The organism is Streptomyces aureocirculatus (assembly GCF_000720475.1).
GTDB classification, from domain to species: Bacteria; Actinomycetota; Actinomycetes; order Streptomycetales; family Streptomycetaceae; genus Streptomyces; species Streptomyces aureocirculatus.
On the sequence record NZ_JOAP01000007.1, the window covers coordinates 194,192 to 218,074 of the forward strand.

Genomic DNA, 23,883 nt, shown 5'->3' on the forward strand with positions numbered 1-23,883 from the left:
ACATGGGACGAGTCACGGAGCGCCGCCGGGTCATCCGCATCCGCGACGGCGCGGTCAGCGAGCGGGCGGACACCCTCGTCGCCGAGGAACCGCTGGAGATCCGGCTCAACGGCAAGCCGCTGGCGATCACCATGCGCACCCCCGGCGACGACTTCGCCCTGGCCGCCGGTTTCCTCGTCAGCGAGGGCGTGCTCGGCGACGCGGACGAGCTGCGGAACATCGTCTACTGCGCGGGGGCGACCGCGGACGGCTCCAACACGTACAACGTGGTGGACGTGACCACCGCCCCCGGTGTCGCCGTCCCGGACATCACCCTGGAGCGCAACGTCTACACGACGTCGTCCTGCGGCCTGTGCGGCAAGGCCAGCCTGGACGCGGTCCGCACCACCGCCCGCAACCCCATCGACGACACGTGCGGCGGCGCGCCCGGCACTCCCCCGGTCCTGCTGACGCCCGAGCTGCTCGCCCGCCTCCCCGACCAACTGCGGGCGGGCCAGCGGGTCTTCGACCGAACCGGGGGGCTGCACGCGGCCGCGCTGTTCACCGAGGACGGCGATCTCATCGACATCCGTGAGGACGTGGGCCGCCACAACGCCGTGGACAAGATCGTCGGGCGGGCGCTGCAGGACGGCAGGCTGCCGCTGGCCCGCACCGTCCTGATGGTGTCGGGGCGCGCCTCCTTCGAGCTGGCGCAGAAGGCCGTGATGGCGGGCATCCCGGTGCTCGCCGCGGTCTCCGCGCCCTCGTCCCTGGCCGTCGACCTCGCCGCCGAGACCGGTCTGACCCTGATCGGGTTCCTGCGCGGGTCCTCCATGAACGTGTACGCGGGCGAGCACCGCGTGGCCCTGCGGACCGCGGCCGCCCGGACCTGACGGCGCTCCCGCCGCGGCACGGCGACGGGGCCCCGGCCCGGCGGGGAGCGCCCCCTGCGCCGGCCGGGCCTGTGCGCCGCCCCACCTGCCTCCGTTCCCCGACCCCGCTCCCTCCCGGCCGTCCGCACACAGGGCAATCGTGCCGCGCGTCAACACCGGACAAATCCTACTTATCCCCTAATCTGGGCAGGTCCGCGCCCGGCCCCGGCCGGGATTCCGTTACGCGCACGCTTCTTGTGTTGCTCCAAGGCCCCCAAGTAGCTTCGGTGACGCGCACGTTGGACGTGGGATGTCCGAATGTCCGGTCGACATGAAGGGCCACACGATGCCGTCGAGACTCCGTGTACGCCTCAGATCGCCGCACTCCCCCCGGCTGTGGCCCCCCGCCGCACTCCGGGCACGCACCGCCCCCCGGCCGCGCTCCCTCGCGGCCCTGACCGCCGCCGCCCTCGCCGCCCTGGCGCTGCCACCGGCGCTCGGCTCCACGGCCCGGGCGGCGGGTGAGGCGCAGAGGGCTCCGTTCGACCAGCAGGTCCTGTTCAAGGCTTCCCAGGATCCCGGCTACTCGTGCTTCCGGATACCAGCGATCGTGAAGACGGTGAAGGGCACGCTGCTCGCCTTCGCCGAAGGACGCGTCAACGACTGCAGCGACGCCGGTGACATCGACCTGGTCCTCAAGCGCAGCGAGGACGGCGGCCGCACCTGGGGCCCGATGCGGGTCATCAACGAGGGCGGTGGCGACACGCACGGCAACCCCGCGCCGGTCGTCGACCGCAGGACGGGCCGCATCCTCCTCGCGGAGACCTACAACCCGGGCCGCACCGACGGCAAGAACTGCGAGGTGCCGTGCGAGCGCACGCCCTATCTGCAGTACAGCGACAACGACGGCGAGAGCTGGTCGACGCCCCGGGACCTGAGCGAGGAGATCCTGCCCGAGAGCTGGAACTCCTGGTACGCCACCGGACCCGTGCACGGCATCCAGTTGACCAAGGGCCGGCACAAGGGGCGCCTGGTCTTCACGGTCAACGCCGAGACGTGGAACGGCAGCCGGGTCACCGAGAACCACGCGGCGCTCGCCATCAGCGACGACGGCGGCGCCAACTGGCGGATCGGCGCGACGGACACGTACCCGATCTCCGCACGCGAGGGCACGTTCCGGCAGAAGCCCTCGGAGATGACGCTCACCGAGCGCCGTGACGGCTCGGTCTATGTGAGCGGACGCGAGCAGGACGGCACCGACCTCGGCCATCGCGACCACGCCGTAAGCCGTGACGGCGGCGAGAGCTTCACCGCCCCCTTCTCGGCCGCCCCCGACCTGTACACACCCCAGGTGCAGGGCTCGACGCTGCCGTTCGGCGACCGGCTCCTGCTCGCCTGCCCCGGCGACCCCGACCGCCGCAGGACCATGATGATCCGCTCCTCCTACGACGGCGGCCGCACCTGGGACAGCGTCGACCGCGGCACCGTCGTCACCACCGACTGGTCCGGCTACTCCGACATGGTGGCGGTCGACGAGGAGCGGGCGGGCCTGCTGTACGAGGGCGGCACGGTCGACGCCCGCGACGAGATCCGGTTCGCGCGATTCACTCAGGACTGGCTGAAGCCGCGCCGCGGACCCGACCCCCGGACCGACGACCGGGCGCGCGGTGCCAGGGACGCCGCGGTGCTCGGCGGCGCGAACACCACGGACGGCGTCTTCGGCGGCCGGGCGATGGCCTTCGACGGCCAGGACGACGCGGTGCGGCTGCCCTACAGCTCCCGGCTGCCGCTCGGTACGAAGGACTTCACGGCGTCGCTGTGGTTCCGGTACTCGGCGCGGGAGGGCGAGCAGCCGCTGCTGTGGATGGGCGGCGTCGGCAACAGCCAGCCGCAGGTGTGGCTGCGCGCCGAACCGGCCAACGACCGCGTGCGGGGCCTGATCACCACCCGGGACGGCGGAAGCCCGCCACGCACGGTGTCGCTCGACACCGCCGGGGCGCACAACGACGACCGGTGGCACCATCTCGCGCTGCGCCGCGGCGACGGCAGGCTCACGCTGTTCCTCGACGGCACCCCGCTGTCGCGGGACGACATCCCGGGCAGCGTCAGCCGCAACTCGCCGTTCGGCGTGCACATCGGGCAGCGCATGGACAGCCGGGCCCACTTCGACGGCGCCATCGACGACGTCGCGGTGTTCGGACGGGCCCTGTCGGACGGCGAGGTGGAGCGCCTCGGCTCCGGCCGCGGACCGTCGTCCGCTGTGACGTGGGACACCGTCACCCGACTGCCCATGGACCGGGTGCGCGCGGGCAACTAGCGTCCCGGGCGTGTCCGCAGCCACACAGCCTCACACGGACCCGTCCACCCCGGGCGGGCCGCCGGGCGGCCTGGGCGTGCGCGGGACCGTGATCGTCCTGCTGCTCGCCCTGGCCTGCGCGGCCGTGTTCCTGACCGCTCTCCCCGACGGCGAGGACGACCGGGAGAGCGGTCCGGCGTGCGCGGCGACCACCGTGCGGACCGCGACCGCGGACGCGCGGCTCACCGGCGCGTTCGGCGCGTACGGCGACGACGGCGCCCGCAGCGACGACTGGACGGGCGGCGACGGCACGCACTCGGTGCGGCTGCCGGACGGACGGGTCCTGTGGCTGTTCTCCGACACCTTCCTCGGCCGGGTGCACGCGCCGCCCAACCCGCAGGGTCAGCCGCACGCGTGGCGGGACGGCAGCGCGCCGATGGTGCGCAACTCCGGCGTGGTGATGGACCGTTCGGGGGCCCTGGAGCGCACGCTGCCCACCCCGCTGTTCGCCGACCCGGCGCCGGGGCAGTGGCGCTGGCCGGTCGCCGCGAAGGTCGAGCCGCGGACGCCGGGCGGCGACGAGGACGTGCTGCGGGTGCTGCTGTGGACCCGGGCCACGGGCACCGGGCCGTGGATCTACGGCGTGCCCGCCGCCACCGAGGTCGCCACGCTCACGCTGCCCGACCTGCGCGTCGAGGGCATCACGCAGATCTCGGACCAGCGCGGTGTCGCCGACCCCGAGCAGCGCGTCCTCTACGGCACGACGACCGCCGACGAGGGCGAGTGGACCTACGTCTTCGGCGGCACCGACGCCCAGGCCAACGCCCGCCCCACCTCGCACGCCTACGTCGCCCGCGTCCCGCGCGGGGGCCTCGCGGACCCCGCCGCCTGGGAGTACTGGAACGGCTCCGACTTCACCCGTACGGGCAAGCCCCGCCCGGTGCTCGGCAACGGCGACCGCAAGGGCGTGGGCAGCGCCTTCACCGTGGTCCGCACCGGCGGGACGTACGTCCTGCTCACCATGGCCGCGGGCACCGAGGGCCTGGCGCAGGTCACGTCCTACTGGTCCTGCTCCCCCACCGGGCCCTGGCACGGACCCGCCGAGGCCTTCGCGCCGCCGCTGCCGAAGGACGCCGCGGGCGGCGCCGGCGCGAACGACCCGTCGGGCACGGCCGCCGCGGCACCCTACAACCCGCAGGCGCACCCGGCCGTCAGCCGCCCGGGGCGGCTGGTGGTGAGCTACGACGTGAACTGGCTGGACCCGGCCGCCGCGAACGCGCAGGCGAACATCAACCGGAACGTCGAGCTGTACCGGCCGCGGTTCGTGTCGCTGCGGTTCGAGCGGGAGGGCTGACCGGCCCCGCCGCGGCCGTCGCGCCGGGCTCCTCATCGGCCGTCCCGAGCGCCGCCGGTTCGCGGGAGCGGCGCTTGGCGATGACCGCGCCGACCATGAGCTGCATCTGGTGGAACAGCATCAGGGGCAGCACGGCGAGCGAGGCCTCGGCCCCGAACAGGACGCTGGCCATGGGCAGTCCCGCGGCGAGGGACTTCTTCGACCCCGCGAACTGGATGGCCACCCGGTCCGCGCGCCCGAACCCGAGCCACTTCGCGCCGTACCAGGTCAGTGTCAGCATCACGGTGAGCAGCACCGCCTCGACGCCGAGCAGCGCCCCGAGCCGCGCCGGGCTGACCTGGTGCCAGATGCCCTGCACCATGCCCTGGCTGAACGCGGTGTAGACGACGAGCAGGATCGAGCCCCGGTCGACGAGGCCGAGCACCCTCTTGTGGCGCGCGACGAAGGGGCCGACCCACCGGCGCAGGAACTGCCCGGCGAGGAACGGCACGAGCAGTTGCAGCACGATCTTCAGGAGCGAGTCCGCGGAGAACCCGCCCGCGCTGTGACCGAGCAGCCCGGCCGCGAGCAGCGGGGTGAGCACGATGCCTGCCAGGGAGGAGAACGAACCGGCGCAGATCGCCGCGGGGACGTTGCCGCGCGCCATGGACGTGAAGGCGATCGACGACTGGATCGTCGAGGGCACCAGGGTCAGGAACAGGAAGCCGCTGTAGAGCGCGGGCGTCAGGACGTACGGCACGAGTCCCTCGGCGGCGAGGCCGAGCAGCGGGAAGAGCGTGAACGTGCAGAGCAGCACGGCGAGGTGGAGCCGCCAGTGCCGCAGTCCTTCGAGCGCCTCCCGGGTGGAGAGCCGCGCCCCGTAGAGGAAGAACAGGAGCGCGACCGCCGTGGTCGAGGCCCCGGACGCCACATCCGCCGCGGTGTCCCTGGCGGGCAGCAGCGCGGCGAGGCCCACGGTGCCGAGCAGCGCCGCTATATAGGGGTCGATCGGCATCCAGGACGGCCAGGACGGGCGTTTCACAGTGCTCCATGCGCTCGAAGTGCGGTGTCCGGCGGTCGAGCCGGTACGGGGTGCCCCGCGGGCCGGGCCGGTACGGGGCCGGGACGATACGTGCCCTCTCCATGCTCCTCCTTCCGGGCGCGATCGGGAATCCCGTACACCGCTCTGACTGTCATCACGTTCCGCGATAACCTGGCGGGTGTGTACGACCCCGCACAGCTCCGCACCTTTCTCGCGGTGGCCCAGACGCTGAGTTTCACGCAGGCCGCGCGGCGTCTCGGACTGCGCCAGTCGACGGTGAGCCAGCACGTGCGCCGCCTGGAGGACGCGACGGGCCGCCCGCTGTTCGCCCGTGACACGCACCGGGTGGAGCTGACGGAGGCGGGCGAGGCGATGCTCGGTTTCGCCCGCCGCATCCTGGAGGTGCACGAGCAGGCCGCGGCGTACTTCACCGGGGCGCGCCCGGGCGGCCGCCTTCGCTTCGGCGCCTCCGAGGACTTCGTCCTGACCCGGCTCACCGACATCCTTCAGTCCTTCCGCCGCGGCCACCCCGAGGTGGACCTGGAGCTGACCGTCGAACTGTCCGGCACGCTGCACGAGCGTCTCGACGCGGGCAAGCTCGACCTGGTCCTCGCCAAGCGGCGCCCGAAGGATCCGCGCGGCGAACTGGTCTGGCGCGACGACCTGGTGTGGATCGGCGCGCCCCAACTGCGCCTGGACCCCGAACTGCCGGTGCCGCTCATCGTGTACCCGCCGCCGGGCATCACCCGCGCGGTGGCCATGGAGGCCCTGGACCGCGAGGGGCGCCCCTGGCGCGTCGCCTGCACGAGCGGCAGCCTGAACGGCCTGGTGGCGGCGGCCCGTGCGGGGCTCGGCGTGATGGCGCACTCCCGTGGCCTGATCCCCCAGGGCCTTGAACGGCTCCCGGACCGGGCGGGACTCCCCGAGCTCGGCTCGGTGGACTTCGTACTGCGGCACGGCGACCGCGATACGGCGGCACGGGGCGCCTCCGACGCCCTCGCGGCGGCGATCCTCACCGGTGGGGATCGCTTGCAGCGCGGCCGGGGGTGACGGGCCGGGGGCCCTGCCAGGGGCGCGGGGAACTGCGCGCTCAGCGCGCGAAGAGCCGCAGACGCGTCTGCTGAGCAACTGTGCAGACGCGGCTGCGGCTTCTTCGTGGCTGGTCGCGCAGTTCCCCGCGCCCCTTACGGGGCACCGTCGGCGTCCCGTCAGCGCCGGGGCCGGTACGTCAACTGCTTCACCCGGCGCAGGAACGGCGCGGTCTCCACGTGCTGGACCCCGTCGAGGTGCCCCAGCTTCCCGCTGATGTAGGCGTACAGCCCTGAGGTGTCCGCAGCGACGGCCGTCGCGACAAGGTTGGACGGCCCCGCGGTAGCCGCGGCGAAGGCGATCTCGAAGTGCTCGGCGAGCGCCTGCCCCACGGAGTGCAGCGCGCCCGGCGCGGTCGTGATCCACAGGACGGCGGCGCTGCGGTACCCGAGCATCTCGGGCGTGTACTCGATGTCGACGAAGACCGCCCCCGAGGCGAGCAGCGCCCCGAGCCGCCGCTTCACGGAGGACTCGGAAAGGCCGGTGGCGCGCTGGAGCTGCGGGTAGGTGGCGCGGCCGTCCGCTTCGAGGGCGGCCACGAGGGGCTCGTCCCGCGGCGTGATCCGGGCCGGGCCCGCCCCCGGCCGCGGGGTGTCCGGGGTCAGGGCCGCACGCTGCTCCCCGGTCAGCGGCGCCAGCTTGCCGAGCCAGCCGCGCGGCCCGCCGAAGAAGGTGTGCAGGAGCTGGTGGGCGCGGATCTCGACGATGCTCGGGGTTCGCGGCAGCTTGCCGAGGAGCAGGTCCTCGTGGTCGCCGGGGGTACGGGGCCGGGTCAGGCAGACCACTTCGGTGCCGCCGGACGTCAGCCCCACCCAGAAGGTGTCCGGGCGGCGGGCGAGCGCGTTCGCGATGGTCGTGGCGCCGTCGGGCGCACAGCGCAGCCGCAGCATCCAGTGGTCGCGGCCCAGGCGCTCGGCGTTGCGCATACCCACCACGCGCAGACCCCCTTCGGCGGTGAGCCGCCGGTAGCGGCGGGCGATGGTCTGGTCGGACACACCGAGCACCGCGCCGAGCCTGCTGAAGGAGGCGCGCCCGTCGGTCTCCAGGGCCTGGAGCAGCTTCAGATCGAGGTCGTCCCCCGGGCCGTGGGTGTGGTTTTCCATCGCGAGCCGCCCTTCCGATGTCGGATTCGGACGGTAGTGGCCCGACAGCCACCGCGATCGTCCGCCCCCGACGGATCGTACGACGTCGAACGAAAACCCGACGAAGCATCCGACGAAACAACCGACGAGCCCTCGACGAAGCACTCGACGAGGTCTCTGCGAGGCCGGAGAAGGAGAACGAGCATGCGTACATGGGGGCCGCTGACCGCGGTGTGCCTGGGCACTTTCATGCTGCTGCTGGACGTGACGATCGTGGTGGTGGCGCTGCCCGACATGGCGCGCGCCCTCGACGCGTCGCTGAGCGATCTGCAGTGGGTCATCGACGGCTACGCGCTGGCGCTCGCCGCGCTGCTGCTCGGCGTCGGCGCCGCCGCCGACGTCCTCGGGCGGCGGCGGACGCAGGTGGCGGGCACGGTGGTGTTCGCGCTCGCGTCCCTCGGCTGCGGGCTCGCGTCGAACGCGGAGGTCCTGGTGGCGGCGCGCGCCGTCCAGGGCCTCGGCGCGGCCGCGATGTTCGCGACGACGCTGCCGCTGCTCGGCGCCGCCTACCAGGGCAGGCGGCGCTCGACCGCGCTCGGCGTGTGGGGCGCGGTCAGCGGCGGCGCGGCGGCACTCGGGCCGATCGTCGGCGGGCTGCTCACCGCCGGTCCCGGCTGGCGGTGGATCTTCTTCGTGAATCTGCCGGTGAGCGTGGTCTCGGTGTGGCTGACGCTGCGGGTGGTGCCGGAGTCCAAGGGGCCTGCGGCGCGGCGCGTGGACTGGGCGGGCACGGTGACGTTCGCCCTGTTCGCGGGGGCGCTGACGTATGCGGGGGTGCGGGCGTCGACCGTGGGCTGGACCTCGGCGCGCACCGGTGTGACGCTCGCGGTGGCGGCGCTCGCGCTGCTCGCCTTCGTGGTCGTCGAACGGCGCGCCGCGCATCCGCTCCTCGATCTGCGGCTGCTGCGCAAGCCCGCGTTCACGGGCGTGCTGCTCGGCGCGATCGGCTACAACGCGGCGGCCTTCGGCGTGATCCCGTACTTCTCGATCTGGCTCCAGACGGTGCTCGGGATGAGCCCGGTGCGCGGCAGCCTGGTGCTGCTTCCGCTGGCGGCGACGGCGTTCGTGGTGGCGGCGGTCGGCGGGCGGCTGCTGCACGGCGTCTCCGCGCGGTACGTCATCGGGATCGGTCTGCTCCTGATCGGCGCGGGCTGCCTGGCGACGGCGGTACTCGACGCCGGGTCGTCGTGGACCGCGGTGATACCGGGCCTGACGCTCGCGGGTATCGGTACGGGCCTTGTCTCGCCGGGGCTCGCGGGCGCGGCCCTCGCCGCGGTGCCGCACGAGAACGCGGGCATGGCGGGCGGCGCGGTGAACGCCTTCAGGCAGCTCGGCTACGCCCTCGGTGTCGCCGGGTTCGGTACGGTCCTGACCTCGCGGATGCAGGACGCGATCGGCCATGACGCGGCGCACACCGCGGCCGGGGGCGGGGCGGCCGCGCTGCGGGGCACGGTGTCCGGGCACGACGTGCGGGAGGCGTTCGCGGCCGGGCTCAACGGGGCCTCGCTCACGGCCGGCGCGGTGGGGCTCGCGGCGGGCCTCGCCGTCCTCTTGATGGTCCGGACCAAATCGGCGCCCGTCGCAGGTCAGACACCCTCGGCGCCCGCGGGACGGGCCGCCGAGAAGCAACTCCAGGGGTGACCGCCGCGTACAGATTCGGTGGAGATCACGGCACCGAAACTTACTCAGCCGTCAGTAATGTGTCCGTCCCTTACCCTTGTGGCCGCATTTAGACCGCTGACCTGTGACGATCGTCCCCGTAAGGGGGCTTCCCACCCCCCTCCCGGACGGGACCGGGGTGGGGTACCGTCACCCGCGCTGTGCGGAGCGCCACAAGGAGCACCATTGCGCGAGTTCACGAACCCTCCCATGGCGTCGGCGCCACGGGTGGGCGGCCTTGCCGACGTCGTGTTCGACCATGCCGTCGAGGACCCGGTCCGGGTCGTCCTCGGCCGCAAGCACGACGGTGTCTGGCAGGACGTGACCTCCGCCGAGTTCCGCGACCAGGTCCTGGCGCTCGCCAAGGGACTGCTCGCCCAGGGCGTCCGGTTCGGCGACCGCGTCGCCATCATGAGCCGCACCCGCTACGAGTGGACGCTGTTCGACTTCGCCCTGTGGACCGTGGGCGCGCAGGTCGTGCCCGTGTATCCGACGTCGTCGGCGGACCAGGTCCTCTGGATGCTGCACGACGCGCAGGTGACGGCGGCGATGGTCGAGCACGAGGACCACGCGATGACGATCGGCTCGGTCGTCGACCAACTGCCGCACCTGCGGCGCCTGTGGCAGCTCGACGCCGACGCGGTGGGTGAGCTCGCCCGGGCCGGGCGCGACCTGGACGACGAGGTGGTGCACCGGCACCGCCGCGCGGTGACGCCGGACTCCGTCGCCACCGTCATCTACACCTCGGGCACCACGGGGCGCCCCAAGGGCTGTGTGCTCAGCCACGCGAACTTCATGTTCGAGGTGGACACGCTCGTCGAGCGCTGGGAGCCGGTGTTCCGCTCCCGGCGCGGCGACGAGCCATCGACCCTGCTGTTCCTGCCGCTCGCGCATGTCTTCGGCCGGATGGTGCAGATCGCGGCAGTGCGGGCCCGGGTGAAGTTCGGCCACCAGCCGAGCCTCAACGCCGCCGCCCTGATCCCCGACCTCGCGGCGTTCCGGCCGACGTTCGTGCTCGCCGTGCCGTACATCTTCGAGAAGGTGTTCAACGCGGCCCGCCGCAAGGCCGAGCGGGACGGCAGGACGGGTCCTTTCGACAAGGCCGTGGAAGCCGCGGTGCGCTACGCCGACGCCATGGAGGCCAAGGCCTTCGGCACCGGGCCCGGCCCCTCCACGGCCCTGCGCATGCAGCACCAGGTCTTCGACAAGCTCGTCTACGCCAAGGTCCGCGAGGCCATGGGCGGCCGGGTGCGGCACGCGATGTCCGGCGGCTCCGCCATGGACCGCAGGCTCGGCCTGTTCTTCGCGGGGGCGGGCGTGACGATCTTCGAGGGGTACGGTCTGACGGAGTCGAGCGCCGCCGCGACCGCCAACCCGCCCGAGCGCACCCGCTACGGCACCGTCGGCCAAGCCATTCCCGGCACCACCGTGCGCATCGCCGAGGACGGCGAGGTGTGGCTGCGCGGCGACCATGTCTTCCAGGGCTACCTCAACGACCCCAAGGCGACCGACGCCACCCTCCTGGACGGCTGGCTCGCCACCGGCGACCTGGGCTCCCTGGACGAGGACGGCTATCTCACCATCACCGGGCGCAAGAAGGAGATCCTGGTGACCTCCGGCGGCAAGAGCGTCTCGCCCGTGCAACTGGAGGAGCGGGTGCGGGACCATCCGCTGGTCGCGCAGTGCATCGTGGTCGGCAACGACCGGCCCTACATCGCCGCGCTCGTCACCCTGGACGCGGAGGCCGTCGAGCACTGGCTCACGATGCGCAACAAGCCACCGATGGGGGCGCGCGAACTCGTCCACGACCCCGACCTGGAGACCGAGGTGCGCCGCGCCGTGGTCGCCGCGAACACCCTGGTCTCCCAGGCCGAGTCGATCCGCACCTTCCGGATACTGGCCCACCGGTTCACCGAGGAGCACGGGCTGCTCACGCCGTCCCTGAAACTCAAGCGGAAGGCCATCGAGCAGGCCTACGCGGCCGAGGTGGACGCGCTCTACCAGGGCTGAGGCGGCGCCGCCGGTTTCGAGGTGACGTACGCGAAGTCGGTGGTGCCCGCGACCTCGGTGCCGAGCGGGACTACGACCCGGGCCTGCTCGCCAAGAGCGCGACGCGCGAGGCACTGGACGGGGTGCATGTGCTGCTGACGTTCCAGTTGTTCGAGCACCACAGCGCGGACGTGCGGCGGTTCAAGGAGGACATCAGGAGAGCAGCGGGCGAGGGGTGGCGTCACCCTTCACCTGCTACGAACCGATCCCCTTCCGCTGAGGGCCGCCGCCGGTGTCGGACCTGCTGGGCCTCGTCCTGAGCGGCCTTGATGGAGCTGTGCGCGCGGGTCGTCGTGCTCGACCGCGGGCGGGTGCTCGCCGAAGGCACGGCGACCGAGGTACGCGCCGACACGCGCGTGCGCGACGCGTACCTCGGCTCCACCGCCGGGCCGCCCCAACGGCCCGGCGGCCCACCGGCGGACGACAGGACCGCCCGGGACACCCCCTGGCTCCACCGGCTCGGGAACCCCGGAGCGCGCGGGCGGGCACGGTCTCCGCCGTGGCCAGGTGGTTCGCCCCGGCGGTTATCCGATGTTCACGCGGAAGATCTTGTCCACGCCGTCCGGCTGCCCGCCGGGGTTGTCCGCGTTGGTCGTCGACAGCCACAGCGCGTCGGCGCCGGGCACGGCGGTCACGGCGCGCAGCCTGCCGTACTGCCCGACGTAGAACGCCTTGGGCGTGCCGACGTTCTCATTGTCGGCGTTGATCGGGATGCGCCACAGGCGCTGCCCCTTGAGGGCCGCCATGTAGACCGCGCCGTCCACCACGGCCACACCGCTCGGGGAGGCCTGTGCCACGCCCCAGGTGGTCTTCGGGTTGGTCATCCCCGCGACGTTGCAAGTGCCCTCGCAGGTGGGCCAGCCGTAGTTCCTGCCGGGCTTGATGATGTTCAGCTCGTCGCGGGTGGCGTCGCCGAGCTCGGCCTCCCACAGGCGGCCCTGCGGGTCGAAGGCGATGCCTTGGGGATTGCGGTGGCCGAGGCTGTACACGTGGTTGCCGAAGGGGTTGCCGGGGGCGGGCTTCCCGTCCTTCGTCATGCGCAGGATCTTGCCGTTCAGGGAGTTCCTGTCCTGTGCGAGGGGGCGGTCCTGGGCGTCGCCGGTGGTGGCGTAGAGGTATCCGTCGGGGCCGAAGGCGAGGCGGCCGCCGTTGTGGTACCTGGCCTTCTTGATGCCCTTGAGCAGGACCGTGTAGCCGCTGAGGGACGAACCGTCGTACGTCATGCGCGCGATGCGGTTGCCTTCGGCCGCGGTGTGCATGAAGTACACGTGGTGGTTGTCGGCCCACTGGGGGTCGACGGCGACACCCATCAGGCCGCCTTCGCCGCCCGTGGTCTGGGACTCGGGCACCTTGCCGACCAGCTTCTTCGCCGAGCCGTCGGCGGCGACCGACGAGACCCCGAAGCCGTCGCGCTCGGTGACGAGGGCGGACTTGCCGTCGGGCAGCCAGGCGGTGCCCCAGGGAATGGTCCAGCCGGTCGATATCGTCGTGATGTCGGTGGGCTCACCGGCGGGGGCGGGCGGGGCAGCCGCCGCTCCGGACGCCGACGGGACGTACGCCACGAGTCCCGCCGCCAGCGCGGCGGTCACGGCGACAGCCGTCCTTCGGGCCGGGCGCGTGCTTCGCTTGGAGCCGTGCATGAGTACCTCCGGGTGTTCCGGGTGGGGGGTGTCGGCCCGCCCGGTGAGCCACCGCCTCGGTGGGCTCACCGGGCTGCGCTCAGCCGAGTTGGTAGCCGCGCAGGGCCGTGAGGAGCAGGTACGTGTTCTTCAGGGAGCCCGAGGTGTCGCCGAGGGAGCGGTAGATGCCCCATTTGGGCCGTACGCGGTCGGCGAGGAAGGTGTCCACGCCCGTGCGTGACTTGTCGACGACGGTCGCTCCGCCGCTCTTGAGGATCCAGCGCACGGACCCCGAGGAGCCGTCACCGATCTTGATCCGGAAGTCGACGTCGGTCCAGGTGTCGTGCAGCGGCTCCAGGTCGGTGCGGCCGACCAGGATGTCCCCGCCGAAGACCTTCAGCTCGATCGTCTGTCTGCCGTCGACCCGGCGCAGCGACTGCACCACGAGCGGAGAGGTGCCGGGGCCCGGCTGCTTCATCTGCATGATGTGCGTGAAGCTCGTCGTAGCCCGCAGCGAGCTCGGCAGGAACATGCGGTAGGTGATCCGCCAGGTCTGGCCCTTGTGCCACTTCAGGAAGGAGTCGCCGGTGCGGCAGCCGGTGACCTCCTGGCGCTGCCGGTCTTCGTGGGTGTCGCGGTCGACGGTGTGCATGGTGAAGCGGAAGTTGTCGCCGTCCGTGGTGATGTGCGGGCCCGCCGACGGGTGGGAGTGGGCGCGGTCGTCCTCCAGCGTCTCGAAGGCACGCAGGCCGACGTCGCGGGCGGACGGGGACCAGCGGAGCTGCCAGGCGGCGGGGGCGGCCGGGGGCGCCGGTCCCGCCGGGGCGGCGGCCGTGCCCGGAGCTCCCGGTGTCGACGCCGCCGCGACGGGCAGCCCGGCGGCCGTCACCGCCGCGGACGCGCCGGTGCCCAGTGCCGCGGCGAGCACGGTCCTTCGGGAGGGCGTCATCACTCGCTCACCTCTGCTTTCTGGGGCGCTCGTGTCCGATCGGAGGGTGCTGGGCCGCGGTAGACGTAGGCGCCTGCCGGTGCCGGGTCGCGGGCGGCCTCGACGAGCTCGCGCACCAGGCCGTGGTCGGGCGAGCGGTGGCAGACGGGGTCCGTGCGGGCCGCGTCGCCCGTCAGGGCGAAGGCCTGGCAGCGGCAGCCGCCGAAGTCGACGGACCGCAGCTCGCAGGAGCGGCAGGGCTCGCGCATCCAGTCCTCGCCGCGGTAGCGGGTGAACGCGGGTGAGGACCGCCAGATCCGGCCGAGCGGCTGCTCGCGTACGTTCGGGGCGTCGGCGCCGAGGAGTTCGGCGGCGGCCGGGCAGGGCAGCGCCGTGCCGTCGGGGGTCACGGTCAGGGAGATCGCGCCCCAACCGCCCATGCACGGCTTGGCGGTGGCGTCGACGTAGTCCGGCGCGACCCAGACGAGCTCCATCCGCCCGGCGAGTTCGGCCCGTCGGCGTTCCAGGGTGCGCCGGGCGCGGGCCACCTGTTCCGGGTCGGGGAGCAGCGCGTCGCGGTTGCGCAGGGCCCAGCCGTAGAACTGGGTGTTGGCCAGCTCGATCCGGTCGGCGCCCCAGGCCAGGCCGAGGTCCACCAGGGCGTCGAGGGCGTCGAGGTTGGCGCGGTGCAGTACGGCGTTCAGGCCGAGCGGCAGTCCCGCCTCGCGGACGAGCCGGGCGGCGCGCTCCTTCGCCCTGCTCGCGCGGGCACCCGCGATGAGAGCCGCGCGGTCGGGGTCGGGGTGCTGCACGGACAACTGGACGCTGCGCAGCCCCGCCTCGACGAGCCCGGCGAGCCGCGCCTCGTGCAGCCCGACACCGCTGGTGACGAGCTGGGTGTGGACGCCCACCTCGTCCGCGGCCGCCACGATCCGCTCCAGATCCCGGCGCAACAGCGGCTCGCCGCCCGACAGATGCGTCTGCACGACTCCGAGACCGGCGGCCTGCCGCAGCACGTCCGCCCACTCGTCCCCCGTCAGCTCCGCTGACCGACTGTTCAGTTCGATCGGGTTGGAGCAGTACGCGCAGCGCAGCGGGCAGCCATGGGTCAGCTCGGCGAGCAGCGCCCAGGGCGGCTCCGGCTCCGGCGGCGTGGTCAGGCCGGGGGGTGCGAGCTCGGGGGCGGCTGTACGGGGTGGCTCGGTCACGAGCGGCGGCTCAGTCACGGGCGGCGGCCCGGCCACGGGCGGCGGCTCAGTCACGGGCGGCGGCCCGGCCACGGGCGGCGGCTCAGTCACGGGCGGCGGCCCGGCCACCGGCGGCAGCTCGGTCACGCGGGGCGGTCCGGCCACCGGCGGCAGCCCGGTCACCGTAGCCACCCCTCCTCGCGCAACCGGTCCAGGAACGCCGGGACTTCCGCGTCCACGGGTGCCTCCGGGTGGCGGCGCGCGAGTTCCGCGACGATGGCGGTCACGTCGCGCTCGCCGTCGCACAGTGCCACGATGCTGCCGGCCGCCCCGCGCAGCACCACGACCCGCTCCGGCAGCAGCAACAGGTCGACGCCACGCACCCGGTCGTGCCGGAAGACCACCGAGCGGGCGCGCACCGGCCGCCACTCGGGGGGCACACGGTCGCCCGGCGCCGCGTCCCGGGCGGCAGCCACCGTGCCGCGGTCCCGCGGCGCCGTCTCACGCATGGCCGCCCCCGGCCACGGCGTCGAGGAGCGACCACAGCACATCGCACTTGAAGGCGAGCGCCGCCACGGCCCGCCCCTGCTCCTCCCGGGTACGGGCCCACGCCCGCACCAGCGCGAGAGCCTCCTGCCCGTCCCTGCCGCCCTGGCCGACCCGGCCCCGGAAGTAGGTGAGGCCCTCGGCGTCGATCCACGGGTAGTGCCGCTCGAACGCGGCGATGCGGGTCCGCATCAGGTCAGGCGCGGACAGTTCGGTGAGGGAGGCCGCGACGGCGTCGAGCGCGGGCCGCAGCCGGCAGAAGTTGACGTATCCGTCCACGGCGAGCCGTACCCCGGGCAGCACCCGGGAGGTGTCGAGAAGCTCCTCGCGCGCGATGCCCGCCGCCTCGCCGAGCCGCAGCCAGCGCTCGATGCCGCCCTCGCCGGGCCGTTCCCCGTCGTGGTCCCTGATCCGCCGCGACCAACTGCGGCGCAGCGCGGGATCGTCGAACTTGGCGAGGATCAGGGCGTCCTTGACGGGGATGTGGCGCTGGTAGTGGAAGCGGTTGGCGATCCAGCGGCGCAGCTCGGCACGGGTCAGGGTGCCTTCGTGCATGCGTACGTTGAAGGGGTGGCGGTCGTGGTAGCGCTCGGCGGAGACCGCGCGCAGCCGCTCGGTGAGCTCGTCGGGGGTCCAGGGGGCCCCTGGGGCCGCGGTGGTGTCGACGGTCGTGCTCACAGCTCGATCACCATCCGGTCCCGTGCGACTTCGAGCCCCCGCTCGGCGAGCTGCTCGTGCTGCTCGGCGCGCGGGTCGCCGAGCGGGTTGGTGTTGTTCAGGTGGGTGTAGAGGCACCGCCCGGGAAGCCGGGCGAGGCGGTCGGCGGTGCCGCCGGGGCCCGTGACGGGCAGATGGCCCATGCCGGTGGCCGTGCGCGTGCTGACACCTGACCGCCGGGGTTCCTCGTCGTCCCAGAAGGTGCCGTCGACGAACAGGACGTCGGCTTCGCGCGCGGCCGCTTCGAAGGCGTCGGTCCAGGCGGCGAGCGCCGGGGCGTACAGGACGGTGCGGCCGCTGCCGGTGTCGTGCAGGCGCAGGGCGACGGACCAGGTGGGCGCGTCGGGGCCGGTGCCGACGGCGTAGCGGGGCCGTTTGGCCGAAACCGGAACGGCGGACACCGTTACCGTCGAGCCGTCGTCCAGTTCCTGCGCCGCGCCGGTGAGCGCGCGCCAGCGCACCTTCGTGTAGGGGCCGAGCACGGCGCCGAGGCCGAGGTGGTCCCGGACGGCGGCGGCCACCGGGGCGGTCGCGAGCACGTCGAAGCCGTCGCGGGCCTCGCGCAGTCGGGCGAGGCCGAGGGTGTGGTCGAGTTCGGCGTCCGTGAGGACGACGCCCGCGAGCGGGGAGCGGCGGGTGTCGGCCGCGGGTCCCGAGGGCGGCAGGAGGTCGGGGCACCCTTCGATCTGCTCGCCGATGTCGGGGGTGGCGTTGACGACGTACCAGCGGTCCTGGTCCGCGCGAAGGGCGAGGGACGCGTGCCGGCGGCGGCGTTCGGGGTGGGCGCGTGCCCCGGCACAGCCGGGACACGCGCAGTTCCACTGGGGGAGCCCGCCGCCCGCCGCGGTGCCGAGCACCTGCAGCAGCATGGGGCCGGTCTACCGGTCGGCGAGGCGGTAGGCCGTGACCTCGAGCGAGGTCTCGACGACCGTGTACCCGGGCGACTGCCAGCCCGTACCGGAGGCACCTTCCGGGGCCGCGGAGCCGACGGGGACGGCCTCCGGGGTCTCCTTCTCCTGAGTGTTCATGTGCGTGTCCTGCCTTCCTGAAAAAGTGGGGGTTCAGGAGCCACTGGGACGAAGTGCCACACGGATGCGCGGGATGCGCAGGCTGTTCACATAGGTGGCCTGTGTTCAGTGACGTGCAACAGAGTTGCGCCATGCCGGGACGCGGTCAATGGTTCGGACCGATAACGTCGGAGCTATATCCAGCCATTCTCCGAGGGCCCCGCAGCGGGAACGCCACGCCAGGAATGCGTCTTCGCGTCCGATCGTTGACCATGGACGTACCACCCGACGACGTATAAGGATCGAGAGCTCGTGAGCAAGGTCCCCCCGATCATCCTGAACAACGGCATCGAGATGCCGCAGCTCGGCTTCGGCGTGTGGCAGGTGCCGGACGACGAGGCGGAGCGGGCCGTGGCGACGGCCCTGGAGTCCGGGTACCGCAGCATCGACACCGCGGCCGTCTACGAGAACGAAGAGGGCACCGGCAAGGGCATCGCGGGCTCCGGCGTCGCCCGCGAAGAGCTGTTCGTCACGACGAAGCTCTGGAACACCGAGCAGGGGTACGACTCGACCCTGCGCGCGTTCGACGCCTCGCTCGCCAAGCTGGGCCTGGACTACGTGGATCTGTACCTGATCCACTGGCCGGTGCCGTCCGAGGACAGGTACATCGACACGTACAAGGCCTTCGAGAAGATCCTCGCCGACGGTCGCGCCAAGTCGATCGGTGTCTCCAACTTCCTGCCGGAACACCTGGAGCGCCTCATCGACGCCACGTCCGTCATCCCCGCGGTGAACCAGATCGAGCTGCACCCCCACCTCCAGCAGCGCGCCTCGCGTGAGTACCACGCGCAGCAGGGCATCGCCACGGAGGCCTGGTCGCCGCTCGGCCAGGGCAAGGGCCTCCTGGAGGTCCCGGCGATCGTCGCCATCGCCCAGAAGCACGGGCGCACGCCCGCGCAGATCGTGCTGCGCTGGCACCTCCAGCTCGGGAACGTGGTCATCCCCAAGTCGGTGACCCCGTCGCGCATCAAGGAGAACATCGACGTCTTCGGCTTCGGGCTCGACCCGGAGGACATGGCGGCTATCAGCGCACTGAACGAGGACCGGCGCCTCGGGGACGATCCCGCGGACATGTAGTCCCGCCCGCTCGACGACCGGCCCGCGCGGGCCCCCACGGGGGCCGGCACGGGCCGGTCGGTCTTTTCGGCGGCCTGCGATCACCCTCGTTCGACTCGTTCGACTCATTCGACAGCGGGAGCTATTCAACTTTGACTAGAATGGCGGCATGGCTGAGAAAACCATCCCCTTGTTGCCCTGCCGGACCGTCCAGCCGGTCGTCGACTTCTACACCGCGCTCGGGTTCGAGACCACGTACCTCCAGAAGAGTCCGTACGCGTACGCCGTCGTCGAACGCGGCACCGTGGAACTGCAGTTCTTCGGGATGAAGGAGTACGACCCCGCCGGGTCCTTCTCGGGCTGCTACGTCCTCACGGACGACGTGGAGACGCTGTACGCCGACTTCCGGGCGGGGCTGAAGCAGGCGTACGGGAAGATCCCGCGCCGGGGGCTGCCGCGCATCGGGCCGCTGAAGGACATGTCGTACGGGGTACGGCAGTTCCTCATGACCGACCCGGGCGGGAACAGCATCCGCATCGGGCAGCCGATCAGCGACAACCAGGAGCACAGGACCGCTCCGAAGGAGACCTTCGCGCGGGCTCTGCACTTCGCGGACCTCTTCGTGGACTCCAAGGAGGACCTGCCGGGCGCCGCGAAGGTCATCGACCGCGCTCTCGGTCTGGAGGACGAACACCCCACCCCCGCGCAGCACGTGCGGCTGCTCGTGCTGCGCGGGGACATCGCCCAGCGCCTCGGCGACGACGCCCTCGCTGCCCGGTTCCTCGACCGGGCCGCGGGCATCGCGCTCACGGAGGAGGAGCGGGAGGTGGCGCGGGACGCGCTGGTGCGGCTCGAGGAGTTGCGAGGGTAGCGCCGGCGGGTGGTGGCCGCGTCAGGGGGTCGTCGCCACGTGGACCGTGTGGGCCGTGAGGAGGTACAGGTCGGCGCGGCGGTGCAGGCTCTCCTCGTCCCGCGGGTCGAGGAGGCGGTCCAGGGTGGCGAGGTCCTCGGGGGCGAGGGCCGCGGTGGTGTCGGTGGCGGCGACGAGGTCACGGTAGCGCTCGAACGTGGCGACGACATGGGCGCGGGCCGCGTCGTCGAGGGGCGCGGGCAGGTCGAGCAGGAAGCTGCGCGTCGCCACGTGCCGCAGACCGGCCGCCGTGAGCAGCGCGGGCCAGTGCTCCGTCGTCTCCTTGGCGCCCGGCAGCTCCGCCCGCATCCGTGCGAACCACTGCTCGTTGGCGGCGTCCAGGCGGGCCTGCAACCCGGGGCGGCCGACGCCGAAGTCGCGCGGCAGGCTGCGCGGAGCCAGGCCGCCTTCGAGGATCGCGAGCACACCGCCGGGCGCGAGGCGGTCCGCGAGCGCCGTGAGAGCGGCCACCTGGTCGCCCACGTGGTGCACGGAGCGTGCCGCCCAGATGAGGTCGGCGGGCGCCAGCTCACCGAGTCCGTCGGGGAGTTCCGCGCGGTGCGTGCCGACGCGCCCGGCGAGGCCGAGGCGGGTCGCGCGGGCGGCCGCGCGGGCGAGCAGCGCCTCCTCGGGGTCCGCCGCGATCACCCGGGACGCGGGGAAGGCCTCGGCGAGCAGACAGGACACCACGCCGGGGCCACTGCCCGCGTCGACGATCAGCGCCGGGTCACCGCCCGGCTCCGCCGCGCCCTCGCCGCCGTGCACCGTGCGGACGTCGCGCAGCCAGGCCGCCACCTCCCGGTAGACGGGGGCCGTGACCTCCGCGTTCTGCTCCAGTACGGGGGCCATGACGGCCCAGTCGATGTCACCGTGCCCGTGGCTCCCGTGGCTCCCGTGGCTGTGGCCGCCGCCGTGCCCGTGACCGCCCCCGTCGCCGTGGGTCACTCCCTCGCCGCCACCGTCGCCGCTGCCTGGCCCGTGCCCTGTCACCGTCATCGTCGCCGCCTCTCGGATTCTCATCTGGGAACGCTGCCAGCGTGCCTCCGCGTCCCCGCTTTCAGCCAGCCGCGTTGCCGTTTCGGCAAAAGGCGTCGCCTCGGCGGAAGAGGTCGCCTCAGGCGTGCGGTGGCTTGCGGAAGGCGTGCAGCGTGAACTCCGGGTCGGGGCGCGGGACGTCCTGGTCCGGGAGTGCCGCGAGGCGCGCCGCGTACCGCCCGGCGGACGCGCTGTCGGGCGGGATGCCCGTGAACCAGCCCCGGTACACGTCGGCGACGGTGCCGCGCGGGCTGCGGCCCTGGCCGTGGCCGCGGAAGCGGGCGCGGCCCGCGGGGGTGAGGCCGTGCGCGGCCGCGTACTGTCCGACGCGGACCGCGGCGTCCACGGCCCTGCGGATCGGGCGGCCCGCGAGCGCCGCGTCGACGTCGCTGCCCACGTCGTGCGAGGTGGCCTTGTCAACGGTGGTGACGAAGACCCCGCCGGGCCGCAGCACCCGCGCGCACTCCCCGACGACGGCCGACGCCTCGTCGGGGTCCGGCAGCAGGTGCAGCAGCCACACCGCCGACGCGGCGTCGAAGGTGCCGTCGGGGAACGGCAGTTGCCTGCTGTCCCCGATGACGACGGCGCCGGGCACCCGGTCGACCGCCATCCGCGCCATGCCGTACGCCGCGTCGACGCCCGTCACCCGCAGTCCCCGCCGGGCGGCGAACCGCCGGGTGACGAGGCCGGTGCCGCAGGCGACGTCGAGCAGCGAGGCGGTGCCCGGGGGCAGCAGCGAGAGCACCGCGTCGGCGGCGGCGACAGCACGCGGTTCACCGCCGCGCGACGCGTCGTACCGGATGGCTTCCTTGCCGTAGTCGAGCATCAGGCCCCCGCTCCGCGCCGCCACGGGCGGGCCGTGACCACGCCGTGCGTCACAGCGCCCCGTGCCCCGCCGCAAGGACCTCGACGGCACCGGCCAGTGCGAAGTCCAGGTCGGTGAGGGCGCCGCCCGCGCTGTGGGTGGACACGGCCAGACGGACGGTGTCGTAGCCGAGGGTCAGCTCGGAGTGGTGCTGGAGCTCCTCCTGCACCTGGGCGATGTGGACGACGACAGCGGTCGCGGCGAAGTGCGAGGCCAGGCGGTAGGTGCGGGTCAGCTTCGGGGCGGCGGCACCGCCCGCCGCGGCCGCGGTGCCCGTGCCCGTGCCGTCCGCGGTGCCCGTGCCGCCCGTGCCGTCCGTGGTGAGCGTCCAGCCGGGAAGTTCGGCGAGCCGGTCCTCGATCTCCTTCTGCGACAGCGGTTCTCCAGGCATGGCCGCGCTCCTGTCTGCCTCTATGGGGGGTGGGCTGTCAGCGTGCCACAGCAGCCGCGTACCGAGGAGCCCACTTATCGCCGTCGCCCGGCGAACACTCCGCGTCAGCGCCCGCCGCACTCCCCCGCCAGATCGTCCGCCACCGCGGCGATCACCTCGCGTCCCTCCGTCAACCGCACCCACTCGCGCGGCAGTTCGTGGTCGCCGTGCAGGGCGCCGAGGAGGTTGCCGCAGACGGATCCCGTGGAGTCGCTGTCGCCCGAGTGGTTCACGGCGAGGAGGAGTGCCTCCTCGGTGTCCGGTGCGGCAAGGGCCGCGTACACGCCGATGGCGAGGGCCTCCTCGGCGATCCAGCCCGCGCCGAGGGACTCCACCCGCTCGGCGGTCGGCTCGCCGGCCGCGGCGAGGTCGACGGCGGCGCTCAGCGCGGCGGACGTCTCCTCGTGCCCGGCGTACCGGGCGAGCAGCCGCAGGGTGCGCAGGACCGCGCCCTCCAGGGAGTCGCCCGCGACGAGGTGCGTGACGATCGCGGCGAGGGCGCCCGCCGCGTAGTAGCCCGTCGGATGGCCGTGGGTGATCTGCGCGCAGCGGGCCGCGAGTTCGAAGGCGCTCCCGGCGGACGCGCGGGTGAGGCCGAAGGGCGCCGAGCGCATCACCGTGCCGCAGCCCTTGGACTCGGGGTTCACCCGGCCGTGCGGGCCGAGCTCGACCAGTGGATCGGGGGCGTACGCCTGGGCGAGGCCGCTGAGGCAGGCGTTGCCCGGGGCCCGCTGGGCGTACAGCCAGGCCTGCGCGCCCAGGCCCGCGGGGACGAGATGGCCGGAGGGTGCGGCGCTCGGAGCGGGCGCGGGCTTCGTCTGCGTGTCCAGCCAGCGCAGATACGCCTCAAGGACGAGCCGCGGGGCCGCGCCGCCGACGGCCTGTCCACGGTGGCGGCGCTCACGGGCGTGCGCGGCCGTCAGTGCCTCGACCGTGAACAGGGTCATCTGGGTGTCGTCGCTGATCCGGCAGACACCTGCCGCGTCCGGCAGCGGCCCCCGCACCCCGCGGGGCCCGTGCACGGCCCGGATGCCGTCGAGGGAGCTGAACTCGATCGCGTAACCGAGCGCGTCACCGACCGCCCCGCCCAGCAGACAGCCGCGCACCCGGGCCCGGTAGGCCACGGCCGCCTCCCACGACAGCGCGTCCCACGGATTGGACATGCACCCCTCATCGAACACCTTCTGCGCCCTCCTCTGAACTACCTTCTGAACATGACCACTGTCGCGCCCGTCCGCCGGAACAGCAAAGACAGCCCCGCGCAGGCCCCCTCCGAGGTGGGCGCCCTGCTGCGCGCCTGGCGCGAGGAGCGCCGCGTCAGCCAACTGGAGCTCGCGCTGCGCGCGGACTCCTCGGCACGGCACATCAGTTTCGTCGAGACGGGCCGCTCCAAGCCGAGCGAGGAGTTCGTGCTCAAGCTGGCGGAGCGCCTCGACGTGCCGGTGCGCGAGCGCAACGCGCTGCTGCTCGCGGCCGGGTACGCGCCCCGCTTCCCGCAGACCCCGCTCGACGACCCGGCGATGGACGGGCTGCGGGCCGGCCTCGAACAGCTCCTCCAGGGCTTCGAGCCGTATCCGGCGCTGGTCGTCGACGCCACGTACCAGGTGGTCGCCGCGAACCGGGGCATCGCGATGCTCCTCGACGGCCTGCCGGAGGACCTGCTCGAACCGCCGCTCAACGCCATGCGGATCACCCTGCACCCGCGGGGTCTCGCCTCGCGGATCCGCAATCTGGGCGAGTGGCGCAGGCATCTGCTGCACCAGATGGAGCGGCAGATCGCGCTGCACCGGTCGCCCACCCTGCGGGCGCTGCACGAGGAGGTGGCGGCCTACCCGGTGGCGGACCCCGGCGAGGACACGGCCGCGGACGGACAGGTCCACCACTTCGCGCTGCCGTGCAGGATCGAGCACGAGGGCCGGGTGCTCTCCTTCGTCTCGTCGATCTCGACGTTCAACACGCCGATGGACGTGACCGTCGCCGAGCTGGCCGTCGAGACCCTGCTCCCCGCGGACCCGGCGACGGTCAAGTACCTCCAGTCACGGGCGTGACCCGCACGCACCCA

Annotated in this window: 23 protein-coding genes and 1 pseudogene; 10 read left to right on the forward strand and 14 right to left on the reverse strand. The window is 73.2% G+C overall.

Annotated features, from left to right (window positions below; genetic code table 11):
* Positions 1-2: 2 nt before the first annotated feature.
* From fdhD to IG78_RS0108930, 3 genes are all read left to right on the forward strand, one after another.
* On the forward strand, positions 3-872 hold the full coding sequence (gene fdhD / locus IG78_RS0108920; RefSeq protein WP_030560887.1) for a formate dehydrogenase accessory sulfurtransferase FdhD: 870 nt from the start codon (positions 3-5) through the stop codon (positions 870-872).
* A gap of 325 nt (positions 873-1,197) precedes the next feature.
* Positions 1,198-3,168, forward strand: coding sequence for a sialidase family protein (locus IG78_RS0108925; protein ID WP_051852469.1), 1,971 nt, complete (start codon positions 1,198-1,200; stop codon positions 3,166-3,168).
* A 70-nt stretch (positions 3,169-3,238) separates the two neighbouring features.
* Entirely contained in the window at positions 3,239-4,501 is a 1,263-nt protein-coding gene (locus IG78_RS0108930; protein WP_030560891.1) for a DUF5005 domain-containing protein, read from the forward strand.
* Here IG78_RS0108930 and IG78_RS0108935 read toward each other — a convergent pair.
* On the reverse strand, positions 4,437-5,522 hold the full coding sequence (locus IG78_RS0108935; RefSeq protein ID WP_030560893.1) for a bile acid:sodium symporter family protein: 1,086 nt from the start codon (positions 5,520-5,522) through the stop codon (positions 4,437-4,439). The genes IG78_RS0108930 and IG78_RS0108935 overlap by 65 nt on opposite strands.
* A gap of 180 nt (positions 5,523-5,702) precedes the next feature.
* On the opposite strand from IG78_RS0108935, the gene IG78_RS0108940 reads away from it, so the two are divergent.
* Complete coding sequence (locus IG78_RS0108940) at positions 5,703-6,572, forward strand: LysR substrate-binding domain-containing protein (protein ID WP_030560895.1); 870 nt, start codon at positions 5,703-5,705, stop codon at positions 6,570-6,572.
* Positions 6,573-6,730: 158 nt separating this feature from the next.
* Here the strand turns inward: IG78_RS0108940 and IG78_RS0108945 are convergent, their stop codons facing one another.
* Entirely contained in the window at positions 6,731-7,714 is a 984-nt protein-coding gene (locus IG78_RS0108945) for an Lrp/AsnC family transcriptional regulator (RefSeq protein ID WP_030560897.1), read from the reverse strand.
* Between the two features lie 183 nt (positions 7,715-7,897).
* Here IG78_RS0108945 and IG78_RS0108950 point away from each other — a divergent pair, with 183 nt between their 5' ends.
* Together IG78_RS0108950 and IG78_RS0108955 are read left to right on the forward strand one after the other, a co-directional pair.
* Positions 7,898-9,394, forward strand: coding sequence for an MFS transporter (locus IG78_RS0108950; protein ID WP_030560899.1), 1,497 nt, complete (start codon positions 7,898-7,900; stop codon positions 9,392-9,394).
* Positions 9,395-9,598: 204 nt separating this feature from the next.
* Positions 9,599-11,422: an AMP-dependent synthetase/ligase gene (locus IG78_RS0108955; RefSeq protein WP_030560900.1), complete on the forward strand. Its 1,824-nt coding sequence runs from the start codon at positions 9,599-9,601 to the stop codon at positions 11,420-11,422.
* Here IG78_RS0108955 and IG78_RS50515 read toward each other — a convergent pair.
* Positions 11,410-11,646, reverse strand: coding sequence for a hypothetical protein (locus IG78_RS50515; protein ID WP_157855771.1), 237 nt, complete (start codon positions 11,644-11,646; stop codon positions 11,410-11,412). The two genes, IG78_RS0108955 and IG78_RS50515, sit on opposite strands and share 13 nt — an antisense overlap.
* Positions 11,647-11,730: 84 nt before the next feature.
* On the opposite strand from IG78_RS50515, the pseudogene IG78_RS45430 reads away from it, so the two are divergent.
* Positions 11,731-11,832: pseudogene (locus tag IG78_RS45430) on the forward strand (ABC transporter ATP-binding protein C-terminal domain-containing protein); the annotation flags it as partial.
* A gap of 153 nt (positions 11,833-11,985) precedes the next feature.
* On the opposite strand, the gene IG78_RS0108965 reads toward IG78_RS45430, so the two are convergent.
* The 7 genes from IG78_RS0108965 to pqqA all read right to left on the reverse strand — a co-directional run bounded on the left by IG78_RS0108965 (position 11,986) and on the right by pqqA (position 17,486).
* Positions 11,986-13,101 (reverse strand): PQQ-dependent sugar dehydrogenase, encoded by a 1,116-nt coding sequence (locus IG78_RS0108965; RefSeq protein WP_030560903.1) that lies wholly within the window; start codon positions 13,099-13,101, stop codon positions 11,986-11,988.
* 79 nt (positions 13,102-13,180) lie between these two features.
* Positions 13,181-14,029, reverse strand: coding sequence for a polysaccharide lyase family protein (locus IG78_RS0108970; protein ID WP_030560905.1), 849 nt, complete (start codon positions 14,027-14,029; stop codon positions 13,181-13,183).
* Positions 14,029-15,168, reverse strand: coding sequence for a pyrroloquinoline quinone biosynthesis protein PqqE (pqqE, locus tag IG78_RS0108975; RefSeq protein ID WP_030560907.1), 1,140 nt, complete (start codon positions 15,166-15,168; stop codon positions 14,029-14,031). Before pqqE ends, IG78_RS0108970 begins: the two co-directional genes overlap by 1 nt.
* Before the next feature lie 206 nt (positions 15,169-15,374).
* Complete coding sequence (gene pqqD / locus IG78_RS0108980) at positions 15,375-15,704, reverse strand: pyrroloquinoline quinone biosynthesis peptide chaperone PqqD (protein WP_078964728.1); 330 nt, start codon at positions 15,702-15,704, stop codon at positions 15,375-15,377.
* A complete protein-coding gene (gene pqqC / locus IG78_RS47775; protein WP_030560911.1) occupies positions 15,697-16,419 on the reverse strand; it encodes a pyrroloquinoline-quinone synthase PqqC in 723 nt (240 codons plus the stop codon). Before pqqC ends, pqqD begins: the two co-directional genes overlap by 8 nt.
* Entirely contained in the window at positions 16,416-17,327 is a 912-nt protein-coding gene (pqqB, locus tag IG78_RS47780) for a pyrroloquinoline quinone biosynthesis protein PqqB (RefSeq protein ID WP_030560913.1), read from the reverse strand. The genes pqqC and pqqB overlap by 4 nt, the downstream gene beginning before the upstream one ends.
* Positions 17,328-17,336: 9 nt before the next feature.
* A complete protein-coding gene (gene pqqA, locus IG78_RS47785) occupies positions 17,337-17,486 on the reverse strand; it encodes a pyrroloquinoline quinone precursor peptide PqqA (protein ID WP_107054842.1) in 150 nt (49 codons plus the stop codon).
* A 333-nt stretch (positions 17,487-17,819) separates the two neighbouring features.
* Between pqqA and IG78_RS0109000 the strand changes: the two genes are divergently transcribed.
* Both IG78_RS0109000 and IG78_RS0109005 read left to right on the forward strand, forming a co-directional pair.
* On the forward strand, positions 17,820-18,602 hold the full coding sequence (locus IG78_RS0109000) for an aldo/keto reductase (RefSeq protein WP_051852470.1): 783 nt from the start codon (positions 17,820-17,822) through the stop codon (positions 18,600-18,602).
* Positions 18,603-18,750: 148 nt separating this feature from the next.
* Positions 18,751-19,452 (forward strand): bleomycin resistance protein, encoded by a 702-nt coding sequence (locus tag IG78_RS0109005; RefSeq protein WP_030560917.1) that lies wholly within the window; start codon positions 18,751-18,753, stop codon positions 19,450-19,452.
* A gap of 21 nt (positions 19,453-19,473) precedes the next feature.
* On the opposite strand, the gene IG78_RS0109010 is transcribed toward IG78_RS0109005, so the two are convergent.
* The 4 genes from IG78_RS0109010 to IG78_RS0109025 all read right to left on the reverse strand — a co-directional run bounded on the left by IG78_RS0109010 (position 19,474) and on the right by IG78_RS0109025 (position 22,984).
* Positions 19,474-20,511, reverse strand: coding sequence for a class I SAM-dependent methyltransferase (locus tag IG78_RS0109010; protein WP_078964729.1), 1,038 nt, complete (start codon positions 20,509-20,511; stop codon positions 19,474-19,476).
* A gap of 94 nt (positions 20,512-20,605) precedes the next feature.
* Entirely contained in the window at positions 20,606-21,352 is a 747-nt protein-coding gene (locus tag IG78_RS0109015) for a class I SAM-dependent methyltransferase (protein ID WP_030560922.1), read from the reverse strand.
* Between the two features lie 49 nt (positions 21,353-21,401).
* Complete coding sequence (locus tag IG78_RS0109020) at positions 21,402-21,782, reverse strand: 4a-hydroxytetrahydrobiopterin dehydratase (RefSeq protein ID WP_030560924.1); 381 nt, start codon at positions 21,780-21,782, stop codon at positions 21,402-21,404.
* A 104-nt stretch (positions 21,783-21,886) separates the two neighbouring features.
* Entirely contained in the window at positions 21,887-22,984 is a 1,098-nt protein-coding gene (locus IG78_RS0109025) for an ADP-ribosylglycohydrolase family protein (RefSeq protein WP_030560926.1), read from the reverse strand.
* A gap of 51 nt (positions 22,985-23,035) precedes the next feature.
* On the opposite strand from IG78_RS0109025, the gene IG78_RS0109030 reads away from it, so the two are divergent.
* On the forward strand, positions 23,036-23,869 hold the full coding sequence (locus tag IG78_RS0109030) for a helix-turn-helix domain-containing protein (protein ID WP_030560927.1): 834 nt from the start codon (positions 23,036-23,038) through the stop codon (positions 23,867-23,869).
* Positions 23,870-23,883: the final 14 nt, after the last annotated feature.

What these genes read in the sequence shown, in the direction of transcription:
- fdhD (WP_030560887.1), top strand. Translation starts at nt 3, where the DNA reads ATGGGACGAGTCACGGAGCGCCGCCGGGTCATCCGCATCCGCGACGGC.
- IG78_RS0108925 (WP_051852469.1), top strand. Translation starts at nt 1,198, where the DNA reads ATGCCGTCGAGACTCCGTGTACGCCTCAGATCGCCGCACTCCCCCCGG.
- IG78_RS0108945 (WP_030560897.1), bottom strand. Translation starts at nt 7,714, where the DNA reads ATGGAAAACCACACCCACGGCCCGGGGGACGACCTCGATCTGAAGCTG.
- IG78_RS0108950 (WP_030560899.1), top strand. Translation starts at nt 7,898, where the DNA reads ATGCGTACATGGGGGCCGCTGACCGCGGTGTGCCTGGGCACTTTCATG.
- IG78_RS0108965 (WP_030560903.1), bottom strand. Translation starts at nt 13,101, where the DNA reads ATGCACGGCTCCAAGCGAAGCACGCGCCCGGCCCGAAGGACGGCTGTC.
- IG78_RS0108970 (WP_030560905.1), bottom strand. Translation starts at nt 14,029, where the DNA reads ATGACGCCCTCCCGAAGGACCGTGCTCGCCGCGGCACTGGGCACCGGC.
- pqqD (WP_078964728.1), bottom strand. Translation starts at nt 15,704, where the DNA reads ATGCGTGAGACGGCGCCGCGGGACCGCGGCACGGTGGCTGCCGCCCGG.
- pqqB (WP_030560913.1), bottom strand. Translation starts at nt 17,327, where the DNA reads ATGCTGCTGCAGGTGCTCGGCACCGCGGCGGGCGGCGGGCTCCCCCAG.
- pqqA (WP_107054842.1), bottom strand. Translation starts at nt 17,486, where the DNA reads ATGAACACTCAGGAGAAGGAGACCCCGGAGGCCGTCCCCGTCGGCTCC.
- IG78_RS0109000 (WP_051852470.1), top strand. Translation starts at nt 17,820, where the DNA reads ATGCCGCAGCTCGGCTTCGGCGTGTGGCAGGTGCCGGACGACGAGGCG.
- IG78_RS0109005 (WP_030560917.1), top strand. Translation starts at nt 18,751, where the DNA reads ATGGCTGAGAAAACCATCCCCTTGTTGCCCTGCCGGACCGTCCAGCCG.
- IG78_RS0109010 (WP_078964729.1), bottom strand. Translation starts at nt 20,511, where the DNA reads ATGAGAATCCGAGAGGCGGCGACGATGACGGTGACAGGGCACGGGCCA.
- IG78_RS0109015 (WP_030560922.1), bottom strand. Translation starts at nt 21,352, where the DNA reads ATGCTCGACTACGGCAAGGAAGCCATCCGGTACGACGCGTCGCGCGGC.
- IG78_RS0109020 (WP_030560924.1), bottom strand. Translation starts at nt 21,782, where the DNA reads ATGCCTGGAGAACCGCTGTCGCAGAAGGAGATCGAGGACCGGCTCGCC.
- IG78_RS0109025 (WP_030560926.1), bottom strand. Translation starts at nt 22,984, where the DNA reads ATGTCCAATCCGTGGGACGCGCTGTCGTGGGAGGCGGCCGTGGCCTAC.
- IG78_RS0109030 (WP_030560927.1), top strand. Translation starts at nt 23,036, where the DNA reads ATGACCACTGTCGCGCCCGTCCGCCGGAACAGCAAAGACAGCCCCGCG.